Genomic DNA, 16,218 nt, shown 5'->3' on the forward strand with positions numbered 1-16,218 from the left:
CAGGTCAGGCGCACTCGGTGCAGATCAGCTCGCCGTTCCGCTCGTACGCCAGCTGGCTCCGGTGGTGCACCAGGAAGCAGCGGGCGCAGCGGAACTCGTCCTGCTGCATCGGCAGCACCTTGACGGTCAGCTCTTCGTCGGCGAGGTCGGCACCAGGCAGTTCGAAGCTCTCGGCGACCTCGGCCTCGTCCACGTCCACAGCGCCCGACTGTGAGTCGACCCGCCGTGCCTTGAGCTCCTCCAGGCTGTCCTCGCCGAGGTCGACCTCGTCGCGACGCGGTGCGTCGTAGTCGGTGGCCATCGGTTGTCACTCTCCCGTTCGTGGTGTCGCTTCCGGTTGTAACCCGGACGACGATGTTTCTGTGCCCAACTCTGTGGGCGGCGTACCTTACCGCCCCGCAGGCGAGGCATGTATACCGCCCCTGTGGGATGCATGTACGCCCCCGCGCGCGAAGTTGTTCCCAATGTGACTCAGGCGACACGAAGATAGGGGTACCCGGCTTCGGCACACCGTCAACACACCGGCGACTCGACCTGATTCGCGGCTTTGCGCGCCTCCGTCCGCGGGATGGGCCACCAGGCGCTAACCTCACCGGCATGACCTTTGCCCGAGTGCGAGCACTCGTCGTTGTCGGCGTACTGGTCGTGTTCGCGCTGGTCTTTGTCGGGGTCGCGCTGGTGCGCGACTCGCAGGGCGGCGAGGCACCGTCGGCCAACTGCCCCGAGGGTTGGCCCCGCGCTGACATGGTGCTCCGCGAGTCCAAGGACATCAAGATCAACGTCTACAACGCGACTGACACGCAGGGCCTGGCCGAGTCGGTGGCGGACGACTTCGCGGGCCGCGAGTTTCAGGTGCAGAAGAAGGGCAACGACCCGAAGAAGAAGGGCGTCGACGGCGTCGCCCTCCTCCGATACGGGCCGAAAGGGCTCGGCTCGTCCCAGGTTATCCGGGCGTTCTTCCTCGACAAGGCCGAGACGGAGTACGACCCGAACCGTCAGGACGACGTGGTCGACGTGGTGCTCGGCTCCCAGTTCCAGCAGTTGGCCACGCCGACCGAGGTCAACCAGTCGCTGGTCGACCTGGGCAGCCCGCAGCTCCCGCCGGGCACCTGCACGGAGAAGGCGCGGGCCTGAGGTCAGGGCCCGCCGGCCGCGTCCAGCTCCACCAAGCGGTCGTGCAGCGGCTTGAAGAGCGCGGGCGGGGCGGCGACCACCATGTCGAGCCCCGGAGGTGCACCGGAGAGGCCGGCGACCATCAGGCCGGCCTCGGTCGCGACCAGGCCGCCGGCGGCGTGGTCCCAGGGGTTCAGCCCCTTCTCGTAGTACGCGTCGAGCTGCCCGCCCGCCGCCGCGCACAGGTCGAGCGAGGCCGAGCCGAAGCGGCGGATGTCGCGTACGTGCCCGAGCAGCCCGTGCAGCACGCCGGCCTGGTACACACGACGCCTCGAGTCGTAGCCGAAGCCGGTGCCCACCAGCGCCTGGGCCAGGTCGGTCTGCGGCGAGCCGCCCAGCCGCTCCCGGGCGCCGCTCCCGGCTACGGCCCGGTAGGCGCCGCCGCCCAGCGTCGCGGTCCACTCCACGCCGGTGGCGGGGTTGTGCACAACGCCGGCGACCACGCGACCGTCGACCTCGGCGGCCAGCGAGACGGCGTACTGCGGGATGTCGTACAGGTAGTTGACGGTGCCGTCGATCGGGTCAAGGATCCACCGCACCTCGCCGCGCGCCCCGCTCGCCCCGTACTCCTCGCCGAGGACCACGTCGCGCGGCCGCCGTACCCGGAGCGCGTCGACCACCTGGCGCTCGACGGCGCGGTCCGCGGCGGTCACGACATCGGTGTCGGTGCTCTTGGTGGCGACGCCGGAGACCCCCTCGGCGCGCATCCGGCGCGCGGTCTCGCCCGCCTCCCGGACGATCTCCACGGCGATCGCCAGCAACTGCGCCGCGTCCGGCATCCCCTACCCCCTACCTGGATCTCCGTCAGCGGCGACGGCCGGGCCTCGCCCCCGACCGTGGAAGGTCGGCGGGACCGGCCCGACAAATTCTTGCCTGGCCCGTATCATCCTGTCAGAGCCTCGAAAAGACCCTTTGCGGCGGCCCCCGGAGCCGCTCCCCCGGCGTGCGCCGCGGGATGATCGCCGCAGACAGCGTTACAATTCACGCTGCCCACCGCGACGCGGACCGTCACCGCCCGGACGGCCCGCGAGACGGGGGCTCCCACAAACCGGCCAGTTCGTCACGTCGTGCTGTGCTGGCCGGTCGGCCCGCGTTCGTTCATCGCCTCCGGAAGGTCATTCGTGACAGAGCCTCGCCACACCGGCGCCGACGTTCGCTCGATCACCGATTCACTGATCGCCCACGCCGAGCGCGCCGGCGGCCAGCTGACCTCCGCTGAGGTCACGCAGACCGTGGAGGCCGCCGCGGTGACGCCGGCTGAGGCCAAGAAGATTTTGCGCGCCCTCGCCGAGAAGGGCGTGACCGTGGTGTGGGACGGCTCCGTCAGCACCCGCCGCCGCGTCTCCGCCGCGCGGTCCGTGACGCCGGCGTCGAAGGTGACGACCGCGAAGGCGACGAAGACGGCGGCCAAGAAGGCGCCGGTGCCCAAGCCGGCACCCGCCGAGGAGGCCACCGTGACTCCGCTGAAGAAGGCCGCGCCCGCGGCCGACGCCCAGGCCCGCCCAGCGGCAAAGGCCGCCAAGCCCGCTTCCGACGAAGCCCCGAAGAACGGCCCGGCGAAGGCCGTCAAGGGGGCCAAGGCCGCGCCCGGGGGCGAGCAGCCCGCCGACGGCGCCGCGCCCGAGGGCGAGGTCGAAGACATCGATCCCGAGGCGCTGGCCGCCGAGATCGAAGACGTCGTGGTCGAGGAGCCGGCCGAGCTCGCCGAGGCGGCGCAGGCCGACGCCACCGCCGACAGCAACGACTTCGAGTGGGACGACGAGGAGTCCGAGGCGCTCAAGCAGGCTCGCCGCGACGCCGAGCTCACCGCTTCCGCCGACTCGGTCCGCGCCTACCTCAAGCAGATCGGCAAGGTCCCCCTGCTCAACGCGGAGCAGGAGGTCGAGCTCGCCAAGCGCATCGAGGCCGGGCTGTACGCGGCGGAGCGGCTGCGCGCCGCCGAGGACGGCGAGGAGAAGCTCCCCACCCAGATGCACCGCGACCTGAGCTGGATCGGGCGCGACGGCGAGCGGGCCAAGAACCACCTCCTCGAGGCCAACCTGCGGCTCGTGGTTTCGCTCGCCAAGCGGTACACCGGGCGGGGCATGGCCTTCCTCGACCTCATCCAGGAAGGCAACCTCGGCCTCATCCGCGCCGTCGAAAAATTCGACTACACCAAGGGCTACAAGTTCTCCACCTACGCCACCTGGTGGATCCGCCAAGCCATCACCCGCGCCATGGCCGACCAGGCCCGCACCATCCGCATCCCAGTGCACATGGTCGAGGTGATCAACAAGCTCGGTCGCATCCAGCGTGAGCTGCTCCAGGATCTGGGCCGCGAGCCCACCCCGGAGGAGCTGGCCAAGGAGATGGACATCACACCGGAGAAGGTGCTGGAGATCCAGCAGTACGCCCGGGAGCCCATCTCGCTCGACCAGACCATCGGCGACGAGGGCGACAGCCAGCTCGGCGACTTCATCGAAGACTCCGAGGCCGTGGTGGCGGTCGACGCGGTCAGCTTCTCGCTGCTGCAGGATCAGCTCCAGCAGGTCCTCCAGACGCTCTCCGAGCGGGAGGCCGGCGTGGTCCGGCTGCGCTTCGGCCTCACCGACGGCCAGCCGCGCACGCTCGACGAGATCGGCCAGGTGTACGGCGTGACACGCGAGCGCATTCGTCAGATCGAGTCGAAGACGATGTCAAAGTTGCGACACCCGTCGCGGTCCCAGGTGCTCCGCGATTACCTCGATTGAGGGACATTCGTCAACAGAGCGTGTCGCTTTGAACACCACGCGTACATCACGACGTGGTCATGTCGCCGTTGCCTCGTTGTGATCGTTGACGTGGCACCCTTGTCGCACGGCACACTGTCGGTACCCAGGTGTGACCTCGGTCCCCAGAGGGCACTCCGGGAAGGCAGCACCCCCTGTGGGTGTTGGACGATAGGTGAGCAAGGACCGAAGACAGTGTTCATCGGTGACGACCAGAGGAGGAAGGCGATGACCCCGACCCTCACGCCGCCGCCCGAAACGGCGGCTCCGCCAGCCGCCGATGAACGGTGCGACCGCTGCAACGCGGCTGGCAAGCTGCGCATCACCCTGGCCGGCGGGAGCGAGCTGGTGTTCTGCGGGCACCACGCGAACAAGTACGCCGAGGATCTCGTGAAGATCACGGTGCAGTTCGTGTCCGACCCCGAGTTCACCTGGCGCGGCGCTGAACTCATGGCAAACCCGAACTGACCAGGTTCGACAACCGCACGACACAGACGTAGACCGGCCGGAGGAGGTGTGCCTCCGGCCGGTTCTGTGTTCCCTGGGGCCGTTTCGCTAGGAGCGAACACGGGCTCGAGATTGTCCTTTTGGGCACTCGCGTCACGTTTGTCCCGCCGGGCACGGCCTCGTCGCACTTAAGGCGCGCCGGCGAGCGGCGACCTACAGGGTCTGCACCGTCGCGATGCGCTCTTCCAGCTGCTCGATCGTGGCCTGGGCGCTGGGCGGGCCCCCGCACAGGCGCCGCAGCTCGGCGTGGATCTTCCCGTGCGGCAGGCCCGTGCGGTGATGGTGGGCGTTGACCAGCGAGTTGAGCTGGCGGCGGAGGGCGATCCGGCGCTCCCCCGCCGTCCTCGGCCCGGCGGGCTGGGGCGGCACCGTGGCCGCGGGCGCGGTCGCCTTCATCCGCCGCTGGGCGGCCAGCTGGTCGGCCTGGCGCTTGTTGAGCAGCACCGCCACCTGCTCGGCGGTGAGCAGGCCGGGCAGGCCCAGGTACTCCTCCTCCTCGGGCGTACCCGCCTGCGCGCCCGTGCCGAAGGAGGCGCCGTCGAAGATGACCTGGTCGAGCTCGGCCGTCGCGGAGAGTGCCTCGAACCGCTTCTCCAGCTCGCCGCTCGCCTGCTCGTTGCGCTGGGCGCGCTCGAGCAGGTCGTCGTCGAAGCCGTCCTTGGAGCGGGGCTCGCCCAGCACGTGGTCGCGCTCGGCCTCCATCTCGCTGGCCAGCCCCAGCAGGTGGGGCACGCTCGGCAGGAAGACGGTGGCGGTCTCGCCGGGGCGGCGGGCGCGGACGAAGCGGCCGATCGCCTGGGCGAAGTAGAGGGGCGTGGAGGCGCTTGTCGCGTACACGCCGACGGCCAGCCGCGGGATGTCGACGCCCTCGGAGACCATCCGCACCGCGACCAGCCACCGCTGCTCAGAGGCCGAGAACGCGGCGATGCGCGCCGAGGCGCCCTGGTCGTCGGAGAGCACGACGACCGCCTTCTCGCCGGTCACCCGCTCGATCAGCCGCGCGTACGCCCGGGCGGCCTGCTGGTCGGTCGCGATCACCAGCCCGCCCGCGTCGGCCATGCCGCCCGCGCGCAGCACCTGGAGGCGCGCGTCGGCGGCCCGCAGCACCTGGGGCATCCACTCGCCGGCCGGGTCGAGCGCGGTGCGCCACGCCTGCGCCACGAGGTCCTGGGTCATCGGCTCGCCCAGCCGTGCCGCCAACTCGTCGCCCGCGCTGGTGCGCCACCGGGTCTCGCCGGAGTACGCCAGGAAGATCACCGGCCGCACGACGCCCTCGCGGAGGGCGTCGGAGTAGCCGTACACCGAGTCGGAGCGGGACCGTTGGAGGCCGTCAGCGCCCCGCTCGTACGTCACGAAGGGGATGGGGTTGTCATCGGACCGGAAGGGCGTGCCGGTCAGCATCAGGCGCCGCACAGCGGGCTCGAACGCGGCTCGCACGCCGTCGCCCCACGAGCGGGAGTCGCCGGCGTGATGGATCTCGTCGAGGATCACCAGCGTGCGGCGGGTCATGGTGCGGCGGCGGTGCACCTGGGGCGCGACCCCGACCTGGGCGTACGTGACCACCGCGCCGTGGAAGTCGGACGAGGAGTGCACATCGGCGTTGCGGAACGAGGCGTCCAGCTGGATGCCCACGCGCCCCGCCGCGGTCGCCCACTGGGTCTTGAGGTGCTCGGTCGGGGCCACCACGGTGACCGCCTCGACCGTGCCGTCGACCAGCAGCTCGGCCGCGATGCGCAGCGCGAACGTGGTCTTGCCGGCGCCGGGCGTCGCCACGGCCATGAAATCTTCGGAGCGACGGCGCAGGTACTCCACCATCGCCTTGCGCTGCCAGGCCCGAAGCGGTGGAAAGTCGTCCAACGCCAGCCGCACCCGACACCCCCCTTGACACACGAAATCGCCCCCGCGCGACGGCGCGAAGGCGACCCTCAGCATAACCTCCGGAGCGGCCTGCGCGCCCCACTCGCCACACGGGTCACACCGCGGTCAACGGGCGTCGGGAGCGGCCAGCGGGGCGGACCACCTGCGGCGGAGCGCGAGCAGCCGGATGCCGAAGATGAGGACGGCTGGCGCGAGGAGCACCAGATCGTGGTGCAGGCCCAGGCGCTCCAGCGCGACCACCGCGACCGCGCCCATGAGGGCGGCCACCGCGTAGATCTCGCGCCGCAGCACGACCGGGATCTCGCCGGTGAGCAGGTCGCGCCCGAGGCCGCCACCGATGCCCACGAGCATGCCGATGAGGCAGGCGCCCACCGGGGGCACGCCGGCGTCGAGCGCCTTGAGCGTGCCGGTGACGGTGAAGAGCGCGAGCCCGGCCGCGTCGAGCACGAGTACGGTGCGGCGGAGCCGGGCGAGCTGGGGATGGAGCCAGAAGGTCGCGGTGGCCACCACGGCGGCGACGGTGGCGTATCGCCAGTCTTCGAACGCGAGCGGTGGCACCGCGCCTATCACGAGGTCGCGGAGGATCCCGCCGCCGAGTGCGGCGACGAACCCGACGAAGATCACACCGAACAGGTCGAGGCGCTTGGCCACGCCGGCGGACGCTCCGGAGGCGGCGAAGACGGCCACCCCGACCAGGTCAGCGACGAGCAAGGTGGGCCGTCACGCGCCCATCGAGTCGTAGATCTCCTTGCACTGCGGGCAGACCGGCGAGCCCGGCTTGGGCGACTTTGTGACGGGGAAGGTCTCGCCGCAGAGGGCCCGCACGAAAGTGCCCATCACAGCGCTCTCGGCGATCTTCTCTTTACGGACATAGTGGAACATCTCAGGACCAGTATCGGCGTCCTTCAGGTCGGGACGCTCAAGAACCTCAGTGCTCACGTCAGGAAACACCTCCAGCCGCCTAGTTTCCCACCTCGGCGCCGGGCGGTCCATCGCGCCACATACGGTAGTGATCGTGACGGACCTTCACATCCGGGTCGGCCCCGAGGTCGCCGAGGCCCAGCGCGCCGGCCGGCCCGTCGTGGCCCTGGAAAGCACAATCGTCGCACACGGCCTGCCCCGCCCGGAAAACCTTCGCGTGGCGCGCGAGATCGAGGAGGCGGTACGCGCGGCAGGCGCCGTGCCGGCCACCATCGGCATGATCGACGGCGAGCTGCTCGTGGGGCTCGACGACGCCCAACTGACCCGCCTCGCCACCGCAGACGGTGTGGCCAAACTCTCCGTGCGCGATCTCCCGGTCGCCGCCGCGGCCGCCGTCGACGGGGCCACCACGGTCGCCGCCACCAGCGCGGTCGCGGTCGCGGCCGGCATCCGGGTCTTCGCGACCGGCGGGCTGGGCGGGGTGCACCGCGAGGCGTACGACGAGTCGAACGACCTCATCACGCTCGCCCGCACCCCCATCACCGTGGTCTGTGCCGGCGTGAAGTCGATCCTCGACGTGGGCGCCACGCTCGAACGGCTGGAGACGCTGGGCGTGCCGGTGCTCGGCTACGGCACGCGCCGCTTCCCCGGCTTCTACATCACCGACGCCGGCTTCGACCTCGACTGGTCGGTCGAGACGCCCGAGCAGGTCGCCGCGGTGATGGCCGCCCAGCGCGCCCAGGGCGTGCACATCGGCGGGCTGGTGGTCGCCAACCCGCTCCCGCTCGCCGAGCAGCTCGACCCCGAGCTGCACGACCGCACGCTCGCCGAGGGGCTGACGCGGCTGCGGAGCGAGGGGATCACCGGGAAGGCGGTGACGCCGTTCCTGCTGGCGCACTTCCACGCCGCGACCGAGGGCGCGAGCCTGGCGGTCAACATCCGCATCATCCTGCGCAACGCCGACCTGGCCGCACGGATCGCGGTGGCGGCCGCCACTTGATCGTCGTCGTGGGCGACCTGGTCACGGACGTCGTGGCCGCGCTCGACGGCCCGCCCACCACGGGCACCGACACCGCCGCGCGGATCAGCTTCGCCGGCGGCGGGCAGGGCGCCAACACCGCCGCGTGGCTGGCCCGCCTCGGCACGCCCGTCACGCTCGTCGCCGCGGTCGGCGACGACCACGCCGGCGCCGCCCGGGTCGCCGAGCTGACCGCCGCCGGGGTCCGCTGCGCCGTACGCGCCCACGCCGGCGCCGCCACCGGCACCGTGATCGTCCTCACCCAGGCGGGCGAGCGCACGATGATCAACGACCGCGGCGCCAGCCTGCTGCTCTCCCCCGCCGACGTCGACGCCGCGCTCACCGGCGCGCCGCCCGCGCGGCATGTGCACGTCTCCGCGTACCCCCTCCTGGACCCGGCCTCCCGCGAGGCCGGGCTGCGCGCGCTGGCCGCCGCCCGCGAACATGGGCTCTCCACCAGCGTCGACGTGGCCTCCGCGGGTCCGTTGCGGCGCGCGGGCGCGGCCTTCCTCGACTGGGTACGACACGCCGACCTCGTCCTCGCCAACGCCGATGAGGCCGCGGTGCTGGCTGGCGGCACCGACCCGGTCGCGCAGGCCCGCACGCTCGCCACCGTCGCGACGAACGCGGTGGTCAAACGCGGCCCGGCGGGCGCCGTGTGGGCCGGGCCGGAAGGCGTGACCGAGGCGCCCGGCCGACCCGCCACGGTGGTCGACCCGACCGGCGCCGGCGACGCCTTCGCAGCCGGCCTGCTCGCGGCCTGGACCGGCGGCGCGAGCCCGGCGGAGGCGCTGGCCCGGGCGGTGGCTCTGGGCGCCGAGGCGGTACGACAGCTCGGCGCCCGGCCCTAATCCCCGCCCGCGAGAGGCCGGGTGGTCAGCTCACCTCGGGGTCACGCGGTGAGGGTGGGTCGGCGTCGATGGTGCGGGGCGGGGCCGCGGCCGGCAGCGACTCGCGCACGGGCTCCGAGTCCTGCGGTTTGTGGCGGAACCGGTGCTGTTCCTTGGGCGGGCGGTCGTTGGCGAGGAGCACCGCGAGCCAGGGTACGAGCACCATGCCGAGCAGGCAGAGCGGCAGCCAGAGCCAGAGCAACGGCGCCTTGACGCCCACCAGGATCGCGGCGAGCAGCAGGCAGACCCCACGGACGGACATCATGAGGACGTACCGCACCTTGCGGCTGCGCAACTGGTCAGCCTGGCTGCGGTCGGCGTCGGTGATCAGGATCGGCCGTTGGGCCTTTCGCTTCACCGGCCCATCCTTCCACTCGCCCGTACGGCCCCCGCTTTCGCCCAGCCCGTCGTGTTACGTGCGTGGTACGCTGCCCGCGTGGGAAGCAGGTTCAGCTTCACCGCGGAGGGCCTGAGCAACCTGCGGCTCTACGAGGTGGCTCCCGGCGAGGTCTGGGAGGCACTGCACAGCACGCGCCGGATCATCCGGCACCTGGGCGATGACGTCATGGTGGTCTACGCGGCGACCGGGCGCGGGCGGCGGCTGGCGATCCTGCTCGTCGAGGCCGACCGCGGCGACAACGACTGGGACGTCCTGTCCGCACGCGACCTGACCGACGTCGAGTCCAAGCGGTACGACGAGGCACAGCAGGGGTGGCGACGATGAACAGAAGCGACGCGATCAAGCATTTTCACGAGGGCGGCGAGCGGCTCGCCGAGCTGATCGACGAGGGACAGCCCGCCGAGTTGCCCACTCCTGACAGTGACGTGCCGATGGTGAGCCGCTCAGTGCGGCTGCCGGTAGACACCTACGAGCGCGTGCGCGAGGCCGCCGAGGCGCGCGGCATCGGCGTCACCACGCTCATGCGCCAGTGGATCGAGGCGGGCCTGGCCGACCTCGACGAGTCGGCGACCGTCTCCCTCGCCGACGTGCGGCGGGCGATAGCGGCGCTGGCCCACCCCCACGCCGCCTGAAGGCTCGGGCTACTTCTTCGCCGCGGCCTCTTTGGCCGCCGCCTTCGCCGCCTGCTTGTACTCGCGGACCTTGACCAGCGACGCGGGATCGATGATGTCGGCCACCGACTTGTAGGCGTCGTCGGGCCCGTAGGCACCGGCCGCCTCACGCCAGCCCTCCGGCCGCACGTCGAAGCGCTTGCCCAGCAGCGCCACGAAAATCTGCGCCTTCTGCTTGCCGAACCCGGGGAGTGCGCCGACCCGCTTCAGGAGGTCTTTGCCGTCGGCGGCGTCGAGCCACACCTTCTCGGCGCGACCGTCGTACGTGCCGACAAGGATCTGGCACGCCTCCTGCACGCGCGCCGCCATCGCCTTCGGAAAACGGTGCAGCGCCGGCGGTGTGGCGAAGATGGCCGTCAGCGCCTCGGGGTCGAAGTCGGCAAGCTCCCGCGCGGTCGGCTCGTGGCCCAGCCGCTTCGTCAGCTCGTACGGCGCGGCGAACGCCCGCTCGAGCGGAAACTGCTGGTCGAGGATCATGCCGATCAACAGAGCCAACGGGTCGCGCTGGAGCAGGTTGTTGGCTTCGGGGTCGATGGGCAGCGACAGCGTCATACGCCCCATCCTGCCCGATGCTCTTGGCGATCGGGACCCACTCCACTATGGAAAGCGCCAGGAGACCACAGCCACCGATCTCGGAGAGGTAATCTCACGCAGTCGACAAATGTGGCAGGTCGTCCCACCAAGGGGTTGCGGGGCGCCGGATGCGCGGGGGCGCGGCGGTCAAACGTGTGGATGGCGGACCACTGGACAGGAGGCTCCCGTGAGCAAATACGTCATCACCATCACGCCGGACAATGACGGCGCGGCCGGCGCCGACACGGCACACACCACGGTGCACGTGGACATTTCCACCGGCCAGACCCGGATCACCGAGCTGACCGTACGGGCAGCCAGCGGTGGCGGGCTCGCCCCCGCCGACCTGCCGCCCGTGGATCTCGATCTGCTCGTCCGCGCCCTCGCCGCCCCGACGCCACCGCCGGCGCTCCCGGCCGCGGCCGAGCCGGTCGAAGAGGTCGAGGCCGTGCCGACCGCACGCCGCAGGCCCCGCAAGACCGCCGCGAAGAAGGCCGCGGCGAAAGCCACCAAGACCACCGGCCGCCGGGCCGCCAAGGAGGCCGCGGAGGGCGGGGGCACGCGCGCGTACCGGCGGATGCCCGAGGCGGACCAGGTCATGGATGTCTACCGCCAGACCGGCTCGATCACCGCGGTGGCCGAGCATTTCGGTGTACCCCGGCACACGGTCGCCGGATGGGCCCGGCGGCTGCGCCAGCAGGGACACGCCATCGGCCGGCAGTAATCTTTCTTCGGCCTTTCGCCCCGCTCTGGTGCGATCGGCACAGCCGACGAGTAGGGGTGAAGCGTGCGCAAGACCGTGCTGGCACTGGCCCTGGTGGCGACGTTGACCGCCTGCACGGGCGCGGGTGACGACGGCGAGGGCGGCACCCCGGTCCAGCCCTCGCCCAGCGTGCCCACGCCCACCGCCTCCGGCGGCGCCACCAGCACGCCCGGTGGCACGCCCGACCTCGGTGCGCCGCAGGAGGTGGCGAGCGGGCTGGACGTGCCGTGGGGCATGGCCTTCCTGCCAGACGGCGACGCCCTCGTCGCGGAGCGCGAAACCGGCCGCGTCGTCCAGGTGTCACCGGGCGGCGGCCAGGCCCGCGAGGTGTACGAGGTGTCCGGCGTGGACGCGGTCGGTGAGGGCGGGTTGCTCGGGCTGGCGGTCTCCCCCGGCTACGCCCAGGACCGCTGGGTCTACGCGTACTACACCAGCGACACCGACAACCGCATCGTCCGCTTCCAGCTCGGCGGCGGCCGCCCGGAGGTCATCTTCGACGGCATCCGCAAAGGCAACAACCACAATGGAGGGCGGATCAAGTTCGGCCCCGACGGCATGCTCTACGCCGGCACGGGCGACGCCGGCGACACCGACCTCTCGCAGGACGCCGACAGCCCCAACGGCAAGATCCTGCGGCTGACGCCCGAGGGCGAGCCGGCGCCGGGCAACCCCCGGGCCGGCTCGCCGGTGTACACGCTCGGCCACCGCAACGTACAGGGGTTGGCGTGGGACAGCGGCGGGCGGATGTACGGCATCGAGTTCGGCCAGAACCGCCTCGACGAGGTCAACCGCATCGAGCCGGGGCGCAACTACGGCTGGCCGGAGGTGGAGGGCGAGGGTGACACCGACGGCGGGCGGTACACCAACCCGATCGTCACCTGGCCGACCGACGAGGCATCCCCCTCCGGCGCGACGGTCGCCGGCAACACGCTCTACGTGGCGGCGCTGCGCGGCGAGCGGCTGTGGACCGTACCGCTCAACGACGGTGAGCCCGGCGAGCCGCGCGCGGAGCTGGTCGACCGGTACGGCCGCCTGCGCACCGTCGAGGTCGCCCCCGACGGCGCACTGTGGCTGAGCACGTCCAACCGCGACGGCCGAGGCGACGTACGGGGCGGCGACGACCGCGTCCTGCGCCACCCCGCCCAGCGTTAGGGCATATGTCACACGGTCGGTCGAGCGAAGGCCGGGTCCTGCCTCATGAGGCAGGGCCCAACCGCCAGAATGTCCCGGTGGCCACACCGCGACCGCCGCTCGCCGAGCGGCTCGACCTGGCGCCCCACCCGGAAGGTGGCTGGTTCCGGGAGACCTGGCGCAGCGCACACGCCTTCGAGCCGGAGGGGTACGGCGGGCCGCGCCGGGCCGCCACCGCGATCTACTTCCTGCTCCACCCCGGCGAGGAGTCGCGGTGGCACGTGGTCCGCTCCGACGAGCTGTGGCTGTGGCACGCGGGCGGCCCGCTGGCGCTGCGCACACGCCGCGAGCACGAGGAGACCGCCCTCCTGGGCAACGACATCGCCGCCGGTCAGCGGCCACAGGTGCTCGTGCCGGGCGGGGTGTGGCAGTCCGCCGCGCCGGCCGGTGCCGAGCCCGTGCTGGTGAGCTGCGTGGTGGCGCCCGGCTTCGACTTCGCCGACTTCCGGATGGACTGAATGCTCTTCACCGAAAGGGGCGTCGAGCAACTGCGCTCCGCCCTGACCGAATACACCGCCAGCGGCATCGCCGACCGTCTCGGTCCGGCGGCCACCGCCGCGTTGTCCCGCAACGACTTCCGGGCCGCGCTGCGCGCCACCGCCGACGGTGACCGCCTCGCGACGCTGATCCGCCTCTTCGTGTGCGCGCAGACCGAGCCCACCGCGGCTGTCGAGGCCGCGCTAGCGCCGCTGCCGCTCGCCGAGGCGCTGGCCGCCGAACTGGTGGTGCCGGATGGCGACGGGCTGCGGCAGGGGCTCGACCTGGAGGCGTACGGCGACGCGTGGTGGGTCCTCGCCGACCTGCCCGCCGCCGCCCACCCCGGCCGGCCGGTCGCGTTCGACCACGTGCTGGGCGTCGGCGGGGCGTCCGCCATGCTCGCCGGTGCCACGATCCGCCGGCCGGTGGGCGCCGCGCTCGACCTGGGCACCGGCTGCGGCGTACAGGCGCTGCACCTCTCCCAGCACGCCACCAGCGTCACCGCCACCGACGTGAGCGAACGGGCGCTCAGCTTCGCGGCCACCACCGCCGCGCTCAACGGCCTGGAGTGGGAGCTGCTCCACGGCGACATGACCGCGCCGGTGGCGGGGCGCCACTTCGACCTGGTGGTGAGCAACCCGCCGTTCGTGGTGGGCCCGGGCACGACCGCGCACTCGTACCGCGACTCCGGCCGTCCGGGCGACGCCATCAGCGCCGACCTCGCCGCGCTCGCGCCCGCGCTGCTCACCGAGGGCGGCACGATGCAGTACCTCGCCAACTGGGCGCACGTGGCCGGCGAAGACTGGGCCGACCGGGTCGCCGGTTGGGTCGCCGGCACCGGCCTGGACGCGTGGATCATCCAGCGCGAGGTGGCCGATCCGGTGTCCTATGTGGATCTTTGGTTCAGCGACGCGGGCGACGCGCACGACCCGGCCGACAAGGCGATCTGGCTCGACTGGTTCGACGCCAACAAGATCGAGGCCGTGGGCTTCGGGCTGGTCACGCTCCGCCGGTCCGGCGCCGACGACCAGGTGGTCCGGGTCGAAGACCTCCGCCAGCAGGTCGCGGGGTCGCTCGGCGCGCAGATCGCGGCCTGGTTCGACCGCCAGGGCTTCCTCCGGGTACGGGACGCGGCCGGCCTCCTCGCCGAGCGCTACCGGGCCGCCGAGGGCCTCCAGCTCCGGCAGGAGGCCACGATGGGCGACGAGGGCTGGGCGGTCGACCGGCAGGTGCTGGCCATGGCGGGCGGGCTGCGCTGGAGCGAGGAGATCGACCCGCTGGTGCTCGCGCTGGTGGGCGGCTGCGACGGGCAGGTGCCGCTGCGCGACCAGGTCGCCGTGCTCGCGGTGGCCCACGACGTCCCCGAGGCGGATCTCGCCGAGGCCGCCGTACCGATCGTGGCCCGCCTCGTGGAGCGCGGCGTGCTGCTCCCGGCGGGGAGCTGACGCGGTGCGCGCGGTGGTGCAGACCGTTGGGCGGGCCAGCGTCACGGTCGACGGCGAGGTGGTCGGCGCCGTCGAAGACGGGCTGCTGGTGCTGCTCGGCGTGACCCACTCCGACACGCCCGCGACCGCCGACACCATGGCCCGCAAGGTGTGGGAGCTGCGCATCCTCGACGACGAGCGGTCCGCCTCCGACGCCGACGCGCCGGTGCTCGTGGTCAGCCAGTTCACGCTCTACGGCGACGCCCGCAAGGGCCGCCGCCCGTCCTGGAGCGCGGCGGCCCCGGCCGAGGTGGCCGAGCCGCTGGTCACCGCGTTCGTGAAGGCGCTGGAGGGCCGGGGCGCGACGGTGGCGACCGGAAGGTTTCGGGCCCACATGCTCGTGGAGAGCGTCAACGTGGGCCCGCGCACCATCCTGCTCGAACTCTGACCCCGGACCGGTCGACCGCGATCCCGCGCCAAGGGTCGGGCGGGGGCGCCGCGCCGGGGCGGGCCGAGTGGGCAACGTCAGGGACACAGCCCGTACAAACCGCCCGCGAGCGGCTATGTCCCCGACACAACCCTCGCGGGCTGCCTGTCACGACCAACACCGTTTCCACGAAATGGTCGGCCTCGATCGCGGCCCGTGCCGGGCTGGGTCGTGATCGTGGGGACGCGGAGGACGCGGCTGCGGGAGCAGCGGTCAGGCGCACGACGGGCATCGCGGCAGCTCCCCTTTTGTCACACCAAACGCGGACCCCAACGCGAAGCGCGAACCTCGACCGCGAAAAGACCTAGAAGAACAGGCCGCGACGCTGAGCTGACTGGCGCAGCCAGGCGTCCAACTGGCCGGCCCAGTCGGCCCGCTCGGCACCGGCGTAGTCGACGGTGAAGCGCCCGAACGCGTCGCGCCCCTCGGTGAAGAGCCCGCCCCGCTTGTCCACCTCGAGCACCACCTGGAGCTGGTGCGGAGTCGGCAGGAAGGTCACCTCGAGCTGGTTGAAGGCCCGCACGTACTGCGGCGCCGGATAGAACTCGATCTCCTGGTAGAACGGCAGGCTCTGCTGTACCCCGTAAATGCGCCCCCGCTCGACGTCGGCCCGGCTGAAGCGGAAACCGAGGCGGAGCAGCGCGTCGAGGATGCGCTCCTGGGCCGGCAGCGGATGCACGGCCACCGCGTCGAGGTCGCCCTTGTCGACCGCGCGGGCCACCTCGAGCTCGGTGCGCAGCCCCATCGTCATGCCGTGCAGGTGCTGGCCGTACAGCTCGGTGATCGGTGTCTCCCACGGCACGTCGAAGCGGAACGGCACGTCGTGGCGCCCGCCCGGGTTGAGCCGGAACGAGCCGGTCAGGCGCTGGCGGTGGAACTCCTGGTTCGTCTCGTACTCGGAGTCGCCGCTCTCCACCTCGACCCGGGTGACCAGGCCCACGGCCAGGTACTCGATGTCGACCGGGTGGTCGCCTCCCACCACGTGCACCTGGCCCTCCAGGTAGCCACCGGGACGGCAGTTGGGGTTGCTGAGCACCGTCTCGACGGACGGGCCTCCCACGCCCATCGCCTGCAACATGCGCTTGAAGACCACGTCGT

20 protein-coding genes are annotated in these 16,218 nt (G+C 72.1%); 12 read left to right on the forward strand and 8 right to left on the reverse strand.

Translation table 11 applies throughout. The annotated features are described in order from the left end of the window. Nucleotides 1–4 precede the first annotated feature (4 nt). Nucleotides 5–301, reverse strand: a complete 297-nt coding sequence (locus ACFFIA_RS26085) for a DUF4193 domain-containing protein (protein WP_173055318.1) — start codon at nt 299–301, stop codon at nt 5–7. Between the two features lie 311 nt (nt 302–612). Here ACFFIA_RS26085 and ACFFIA_RS26090 point away from each other — a divergent pair, with 311 nt between their 5' ends. Beyond that, nucleotides 613–1,134, forward strand: a complete 522-nt coding sequence (locus ACFFIA_RS26090) for a LytR C-terminal domain-containing protein (RefSeq protein ID WP_377255289.1) — start codon at nt 613–615, stop codon at nt 1,132–1,134. Nucleotides 1,135–1,136: 2 nt separating this feature from the next. Here ACFFIA_RS26090 and ACFFIA_RS26095 read toward each other — a convergent pair whose 3' ends face one another. Continuing rightward, nucleotides 1,137–1,952: an inositol monophosphatase family protein gene (locus ACFFIA_RS26095; RefSeq protein ID WP_377254973.1), complete on the reverse strand. Its 816-nt coding sequence runs from the start codon at nt 1,950–1,952 to the stop codon at nt 1,137–1,139. Nucleotides 1,953–2,294: 342 nt separating this feature from the next. On the opposite strand from ACFFIA_RS26095, the gene ACFFIA_RS26100 reads away from it, so the two are divergent. Next, nucleotides 2,295–3,902, forward strand: a complete 1,608-nt coding sequence (locus tag ACFFIA_RS26100; protein WP_377254976.1) for an RNA polymerase sigma factor — start codon at nt 2,295–2,297, stop codon at nt 3,900–3,902. A 246-nt stretch (nt 3,903–4,148) separates the two neighbouring features. After that, entirely contained in the window at nt 4,149–4,388 is a 240-nt protein-coding gene (locus ACFFIA_RS26105; RefSeq protein WP_173041975.1) for a DUF7455 domain-containing protein, read from the forward strand. 192 nt (nt 4,389–4,580) lie between these two features. On the opposite strand, the gene ACFFIA_RS26110 is transcribed toward ACFFIA_RS26105, so the two are convergent. The 3 genes from ACFFIA_RS26110 to ACFFIA_RS26120 form a co-directional block, all read right to left on the reverse strand. After that, nucleotides 4,581–6,296 (reverse strand): DEAD/DEAH box helicase, encoded by a 1,716-nt coding sequence (locus ACFFIA_RS26110; RefSeq protein ID WP_377254978.1) that lies wholly within the window; start codon nt 6,294–6,296, stop codon nt 4,581–4,583. Nucleotides 6,297–6,410: 114 nt separating this feature from the next. After that, nucleotides 6,411–7,016, reverse strand: a complete 606-nt coding sequence (locus tag ACFFIA_RS26115) for a trimeric intracellular cation channel family protein (RefSeq protein WP_377254981.1) — start codon at nt 7,014–7,016, stop codon at nt 6,411–6,413. A gap of 9 nt (nt 7,017–7,025) precedes the next feature. Next, the gene (locus ACFFIA_RS26120; RefSeq protein ID WP_377254984.1) at nt 7,026–7,298 is read right to left on the reverse strand and encodes a DUF3039 domain-containing protein; all 273 of its coding nucleotides are present in this window, start codon (nt 7,296–7,298) and stop codon (nt 7,026–7,028) included. A 22-nt stretch (nt 7,299–7,320) separates the two neighbouring features. Here ACFFIA_RS26120 and ACFFIA_RS26125 point away from each other — a divergent pair, with 22 nt between their 5' ends. Both ACFFIA_RS26125 and ACFFIA_RS26130 read left to right on the forward strand, forming a co-directional pair. Continuing rightward, complete coding sequence (locus ACFFIA_RS26125; RefSeq protein ID WP_377254986.1) at nt 7,321–8,226, forward strand: pseudouridine-5'-phosphate glycosidase; 906 nt, start codon at nt 7,321–7,323, stop codon at nt 8,224–8,226. After that, on the forward strand, nt 8,223–9,095 hold the full coding sequence (locus tag ACFFIA_RS26130) for a carbohydrate kinase family protein (protein WP_377254989.1): 873 nt from the start codon (nt 8,223–8,225) through the stop codon (nt 9,093–9,095). The genes ACFFIA_RS26125 and ACFFIA_RS26130 overlap by 4 nt, the downstream gene beginning before the upstream one ends. A 25-nt stretch (nt 9,096–9,120) precedes the next feature. On the opposite strand, the gene ACFFIA_RS26135 is transcribed toward ACFFIA_RS26130, so the two are convergent. Next, on the reverse strand, nt 9,121–9,492 hold the full coding sequence (locus ACFFIA_RS26135; RefSeq protein ID WP_377254992.1) for a DUF3099 domain-containing protein: 372 nt from the start codon (nt 9,490–9,492) through the stop codon (nt 9,121–9,123). Nucleotides 9,493–9,570: 78 nt separating this feature from the next. On the opposite strand from ACFFIA_RS26135, the gene ACFFIA_RS26140 reads away from it, so the two are divergent. After that, nucleotides 9,571–9,858: a hypothetical protein gene (locus ACFFIA_RS26140; RefSeq protein ID WP_377254994.1), complete on the forward strand. Its 288-nt coding sequence runs from the start codon at nt 9,571–9,573 to the stop codon at nt 9,856–9,858. Next, nucleotides 9,855–10,166, forward strand: a complete 312-nt coding sequence (locus ACFFIA_RS26145) for a YlcI/YnfO family protein (RefSeq protein ID WP_377254996.1) — start codon at nt 9,855–9,857, stop codon at nt 10,164–10,166. The genes ACFFIA_RS26140 and ACFFIA_RS26145 overlap by 4 nt, the downstream gene beginning before the upstream one ends. Before the next feature lie 9 nt (nt 10,167–10,175). On the opposite strand, the gene ACFFIA_RS26150 is transcribed toward ACFFIA_RS26145, so the two are convergent. Continuing rightward, nucleotides 10,176–10,757 (reverse strand): HhH-GPD-type base excision DNA repair protein, encoded by a 582-nt coding sequence (locus ACFFIA_RS26150; protein WP_377254999.1) that lies wholly within the window; start codon nt 10,755–10,757, stop codon nt 10,176–10,178. 208 nt (nt 10,758–10,965) lie between these two features. Here ACFFIA_RS26150 and ACFFIA_RS26155 point away from each other — a divergent pair, with 208 nt between their 5' ends. The 5 genes from ACFFIA_RS26155 to dtd all read left to right on the forward strand — a co-directional run bounded on the left by ACFFIA_RS26155 (nt 10,966) and on the right by dtd (nt 15,081). Next, entirely contained in the window at nt 10,966–11,502 is a 537-nt protein-coding gene (locus tag ACFFIA_RS26155) for a helix-turn-helix domain-containing protein (RefSeq protein ID WP_377255001.1), read from the forward strand. Nucleotides 11,503–11,565: 63 nt separating this feature from the next. Continuing rightward, a complete protein-coding gene (locus ACFFIA_RS26160) occupies nt 11,566–12,693 on the forward strand; it encodes a PQQ-dependent sugar dehydrogenase (RefSeq protein ID WP_377255004.1) in 1,128 nt (375 codons plus the stop codon). A 77-nt stretch (nt 12,694–12,770) separates the two neighbouring features. After that, nucleotides 12,771–13,190, forward strand: coding sequence for a cupin domain-containing protein (locus ACFFIA_RS26165; RefSeq protein ID WP_377255007.1), 420 nt, complete (start codon nt 12,771–12,773; stop codon nt 13,188–13,190). After that, nucleotides 13,191–14,654 carry a DUF7782 domain-containing protein gene (locus tag ACFFIA_RS26170; protein WP_377255010.1) on the forward strand — a complete coding sequence of 488 codons (1,464 nt, stop codon included), beginning with the start codon at nt 13,191–13,193 and terminating at the stop codon, nt 14,652–14,654. A gap of 4 nt (nt 14,655–14,658) precedes the next feature. Continuing rightward, nucleotides 14,659–15,081 (forward strand): D-aminoacyl-tRNA deacylase, encoded by a 423-nt coding sequence (dtd, locus tag ACFFIA_RS26175; RefSeq protein ID WP_377255013.1) that lies wholly within the window; start codon nt 14,659–14,661, stop codon nt 15,079–15,081. Nucleotides 15,082–15,424: 343 nt separating this feature from the next. On the opposite strand, the gene ACFFIA_RS26180 is transcribed toward dtd, so the two are convergent. Next, complete coding sequence (locus ACFFIA_RS26180; RefSeq protein ID WP_377255291.1) at nt 15,425–16,213, reverse strand: sporulation protein; 789 nt, start codon at nt 16,211–16,213, stop codon at nt 15,425–15,427. Nucleotides 16,214–16,218: the final 5 nt, after the last annotated feature.

The sequence above is a fragment of the Phytohabitans kaempferiae genome (assembly GCF_042433955.1).
GTDB lineage: Bacteria > Actinomycetota > Actinomycetes > Mycobacteriales > Micromonosporaceae > Phytohabitans > Phytohabitans kaempferiae.

Bases quoted from the DNA above. Each gene is read 5' to 3' on its own strand.
- ACFFIA_RS26120 (WP_377254984.1), bottom strand. From the start codon at position 7,298: ATGGACCGCCCGGCGCCGAGGTGGGAAACTAGGCGGCTGGAGGTGTTT.
- ACFFIA_RS26150 (WP_377254999.1), bottom strand. From the start codon at position 10,757: ATGACGCTGTCGCTGCCCATCGACCCCGAAGCCAACAACCTGCTCCAG.
- ACFFIA_RS26145 (WP_377254996.1), top strand. From the start codon at position 9,855: ATGAACAGAAGCGACGCGATCAAGCATTTTCACGAGGGCGGCGAGCGG.
- ACFFIA_RS26085 (WP_173055318.1), bottom strand. From the start codon at position 301: ATGGCCACCGACTACGACGCACCGCGTCGCGACGAGGTCGACCTCGGC.
- ACFFIA_RS26105 (WP_173041975.1), top strand. From the start codon at position 4,149: ATGACCCCGACCCTCACGCCGCCGCCCGAAACGGCGGCTCCGCCAGCC.
- ACFFIA_RS26170 (WP_377255010.1), top strand. From the start codon at position 13,191: ATGCTCTTCACCGAAAGGGGCGTCGAGCAACTGCGCTCCGCCCTGACC.
- ACFFIA_RS26095 (WP_377254973.1), bottom strand. From the start codon at position 1,952: ATGCCGGACGCGGCGCAGTTGCTGGCGATCGCCGTGGAGATCGTCCGG.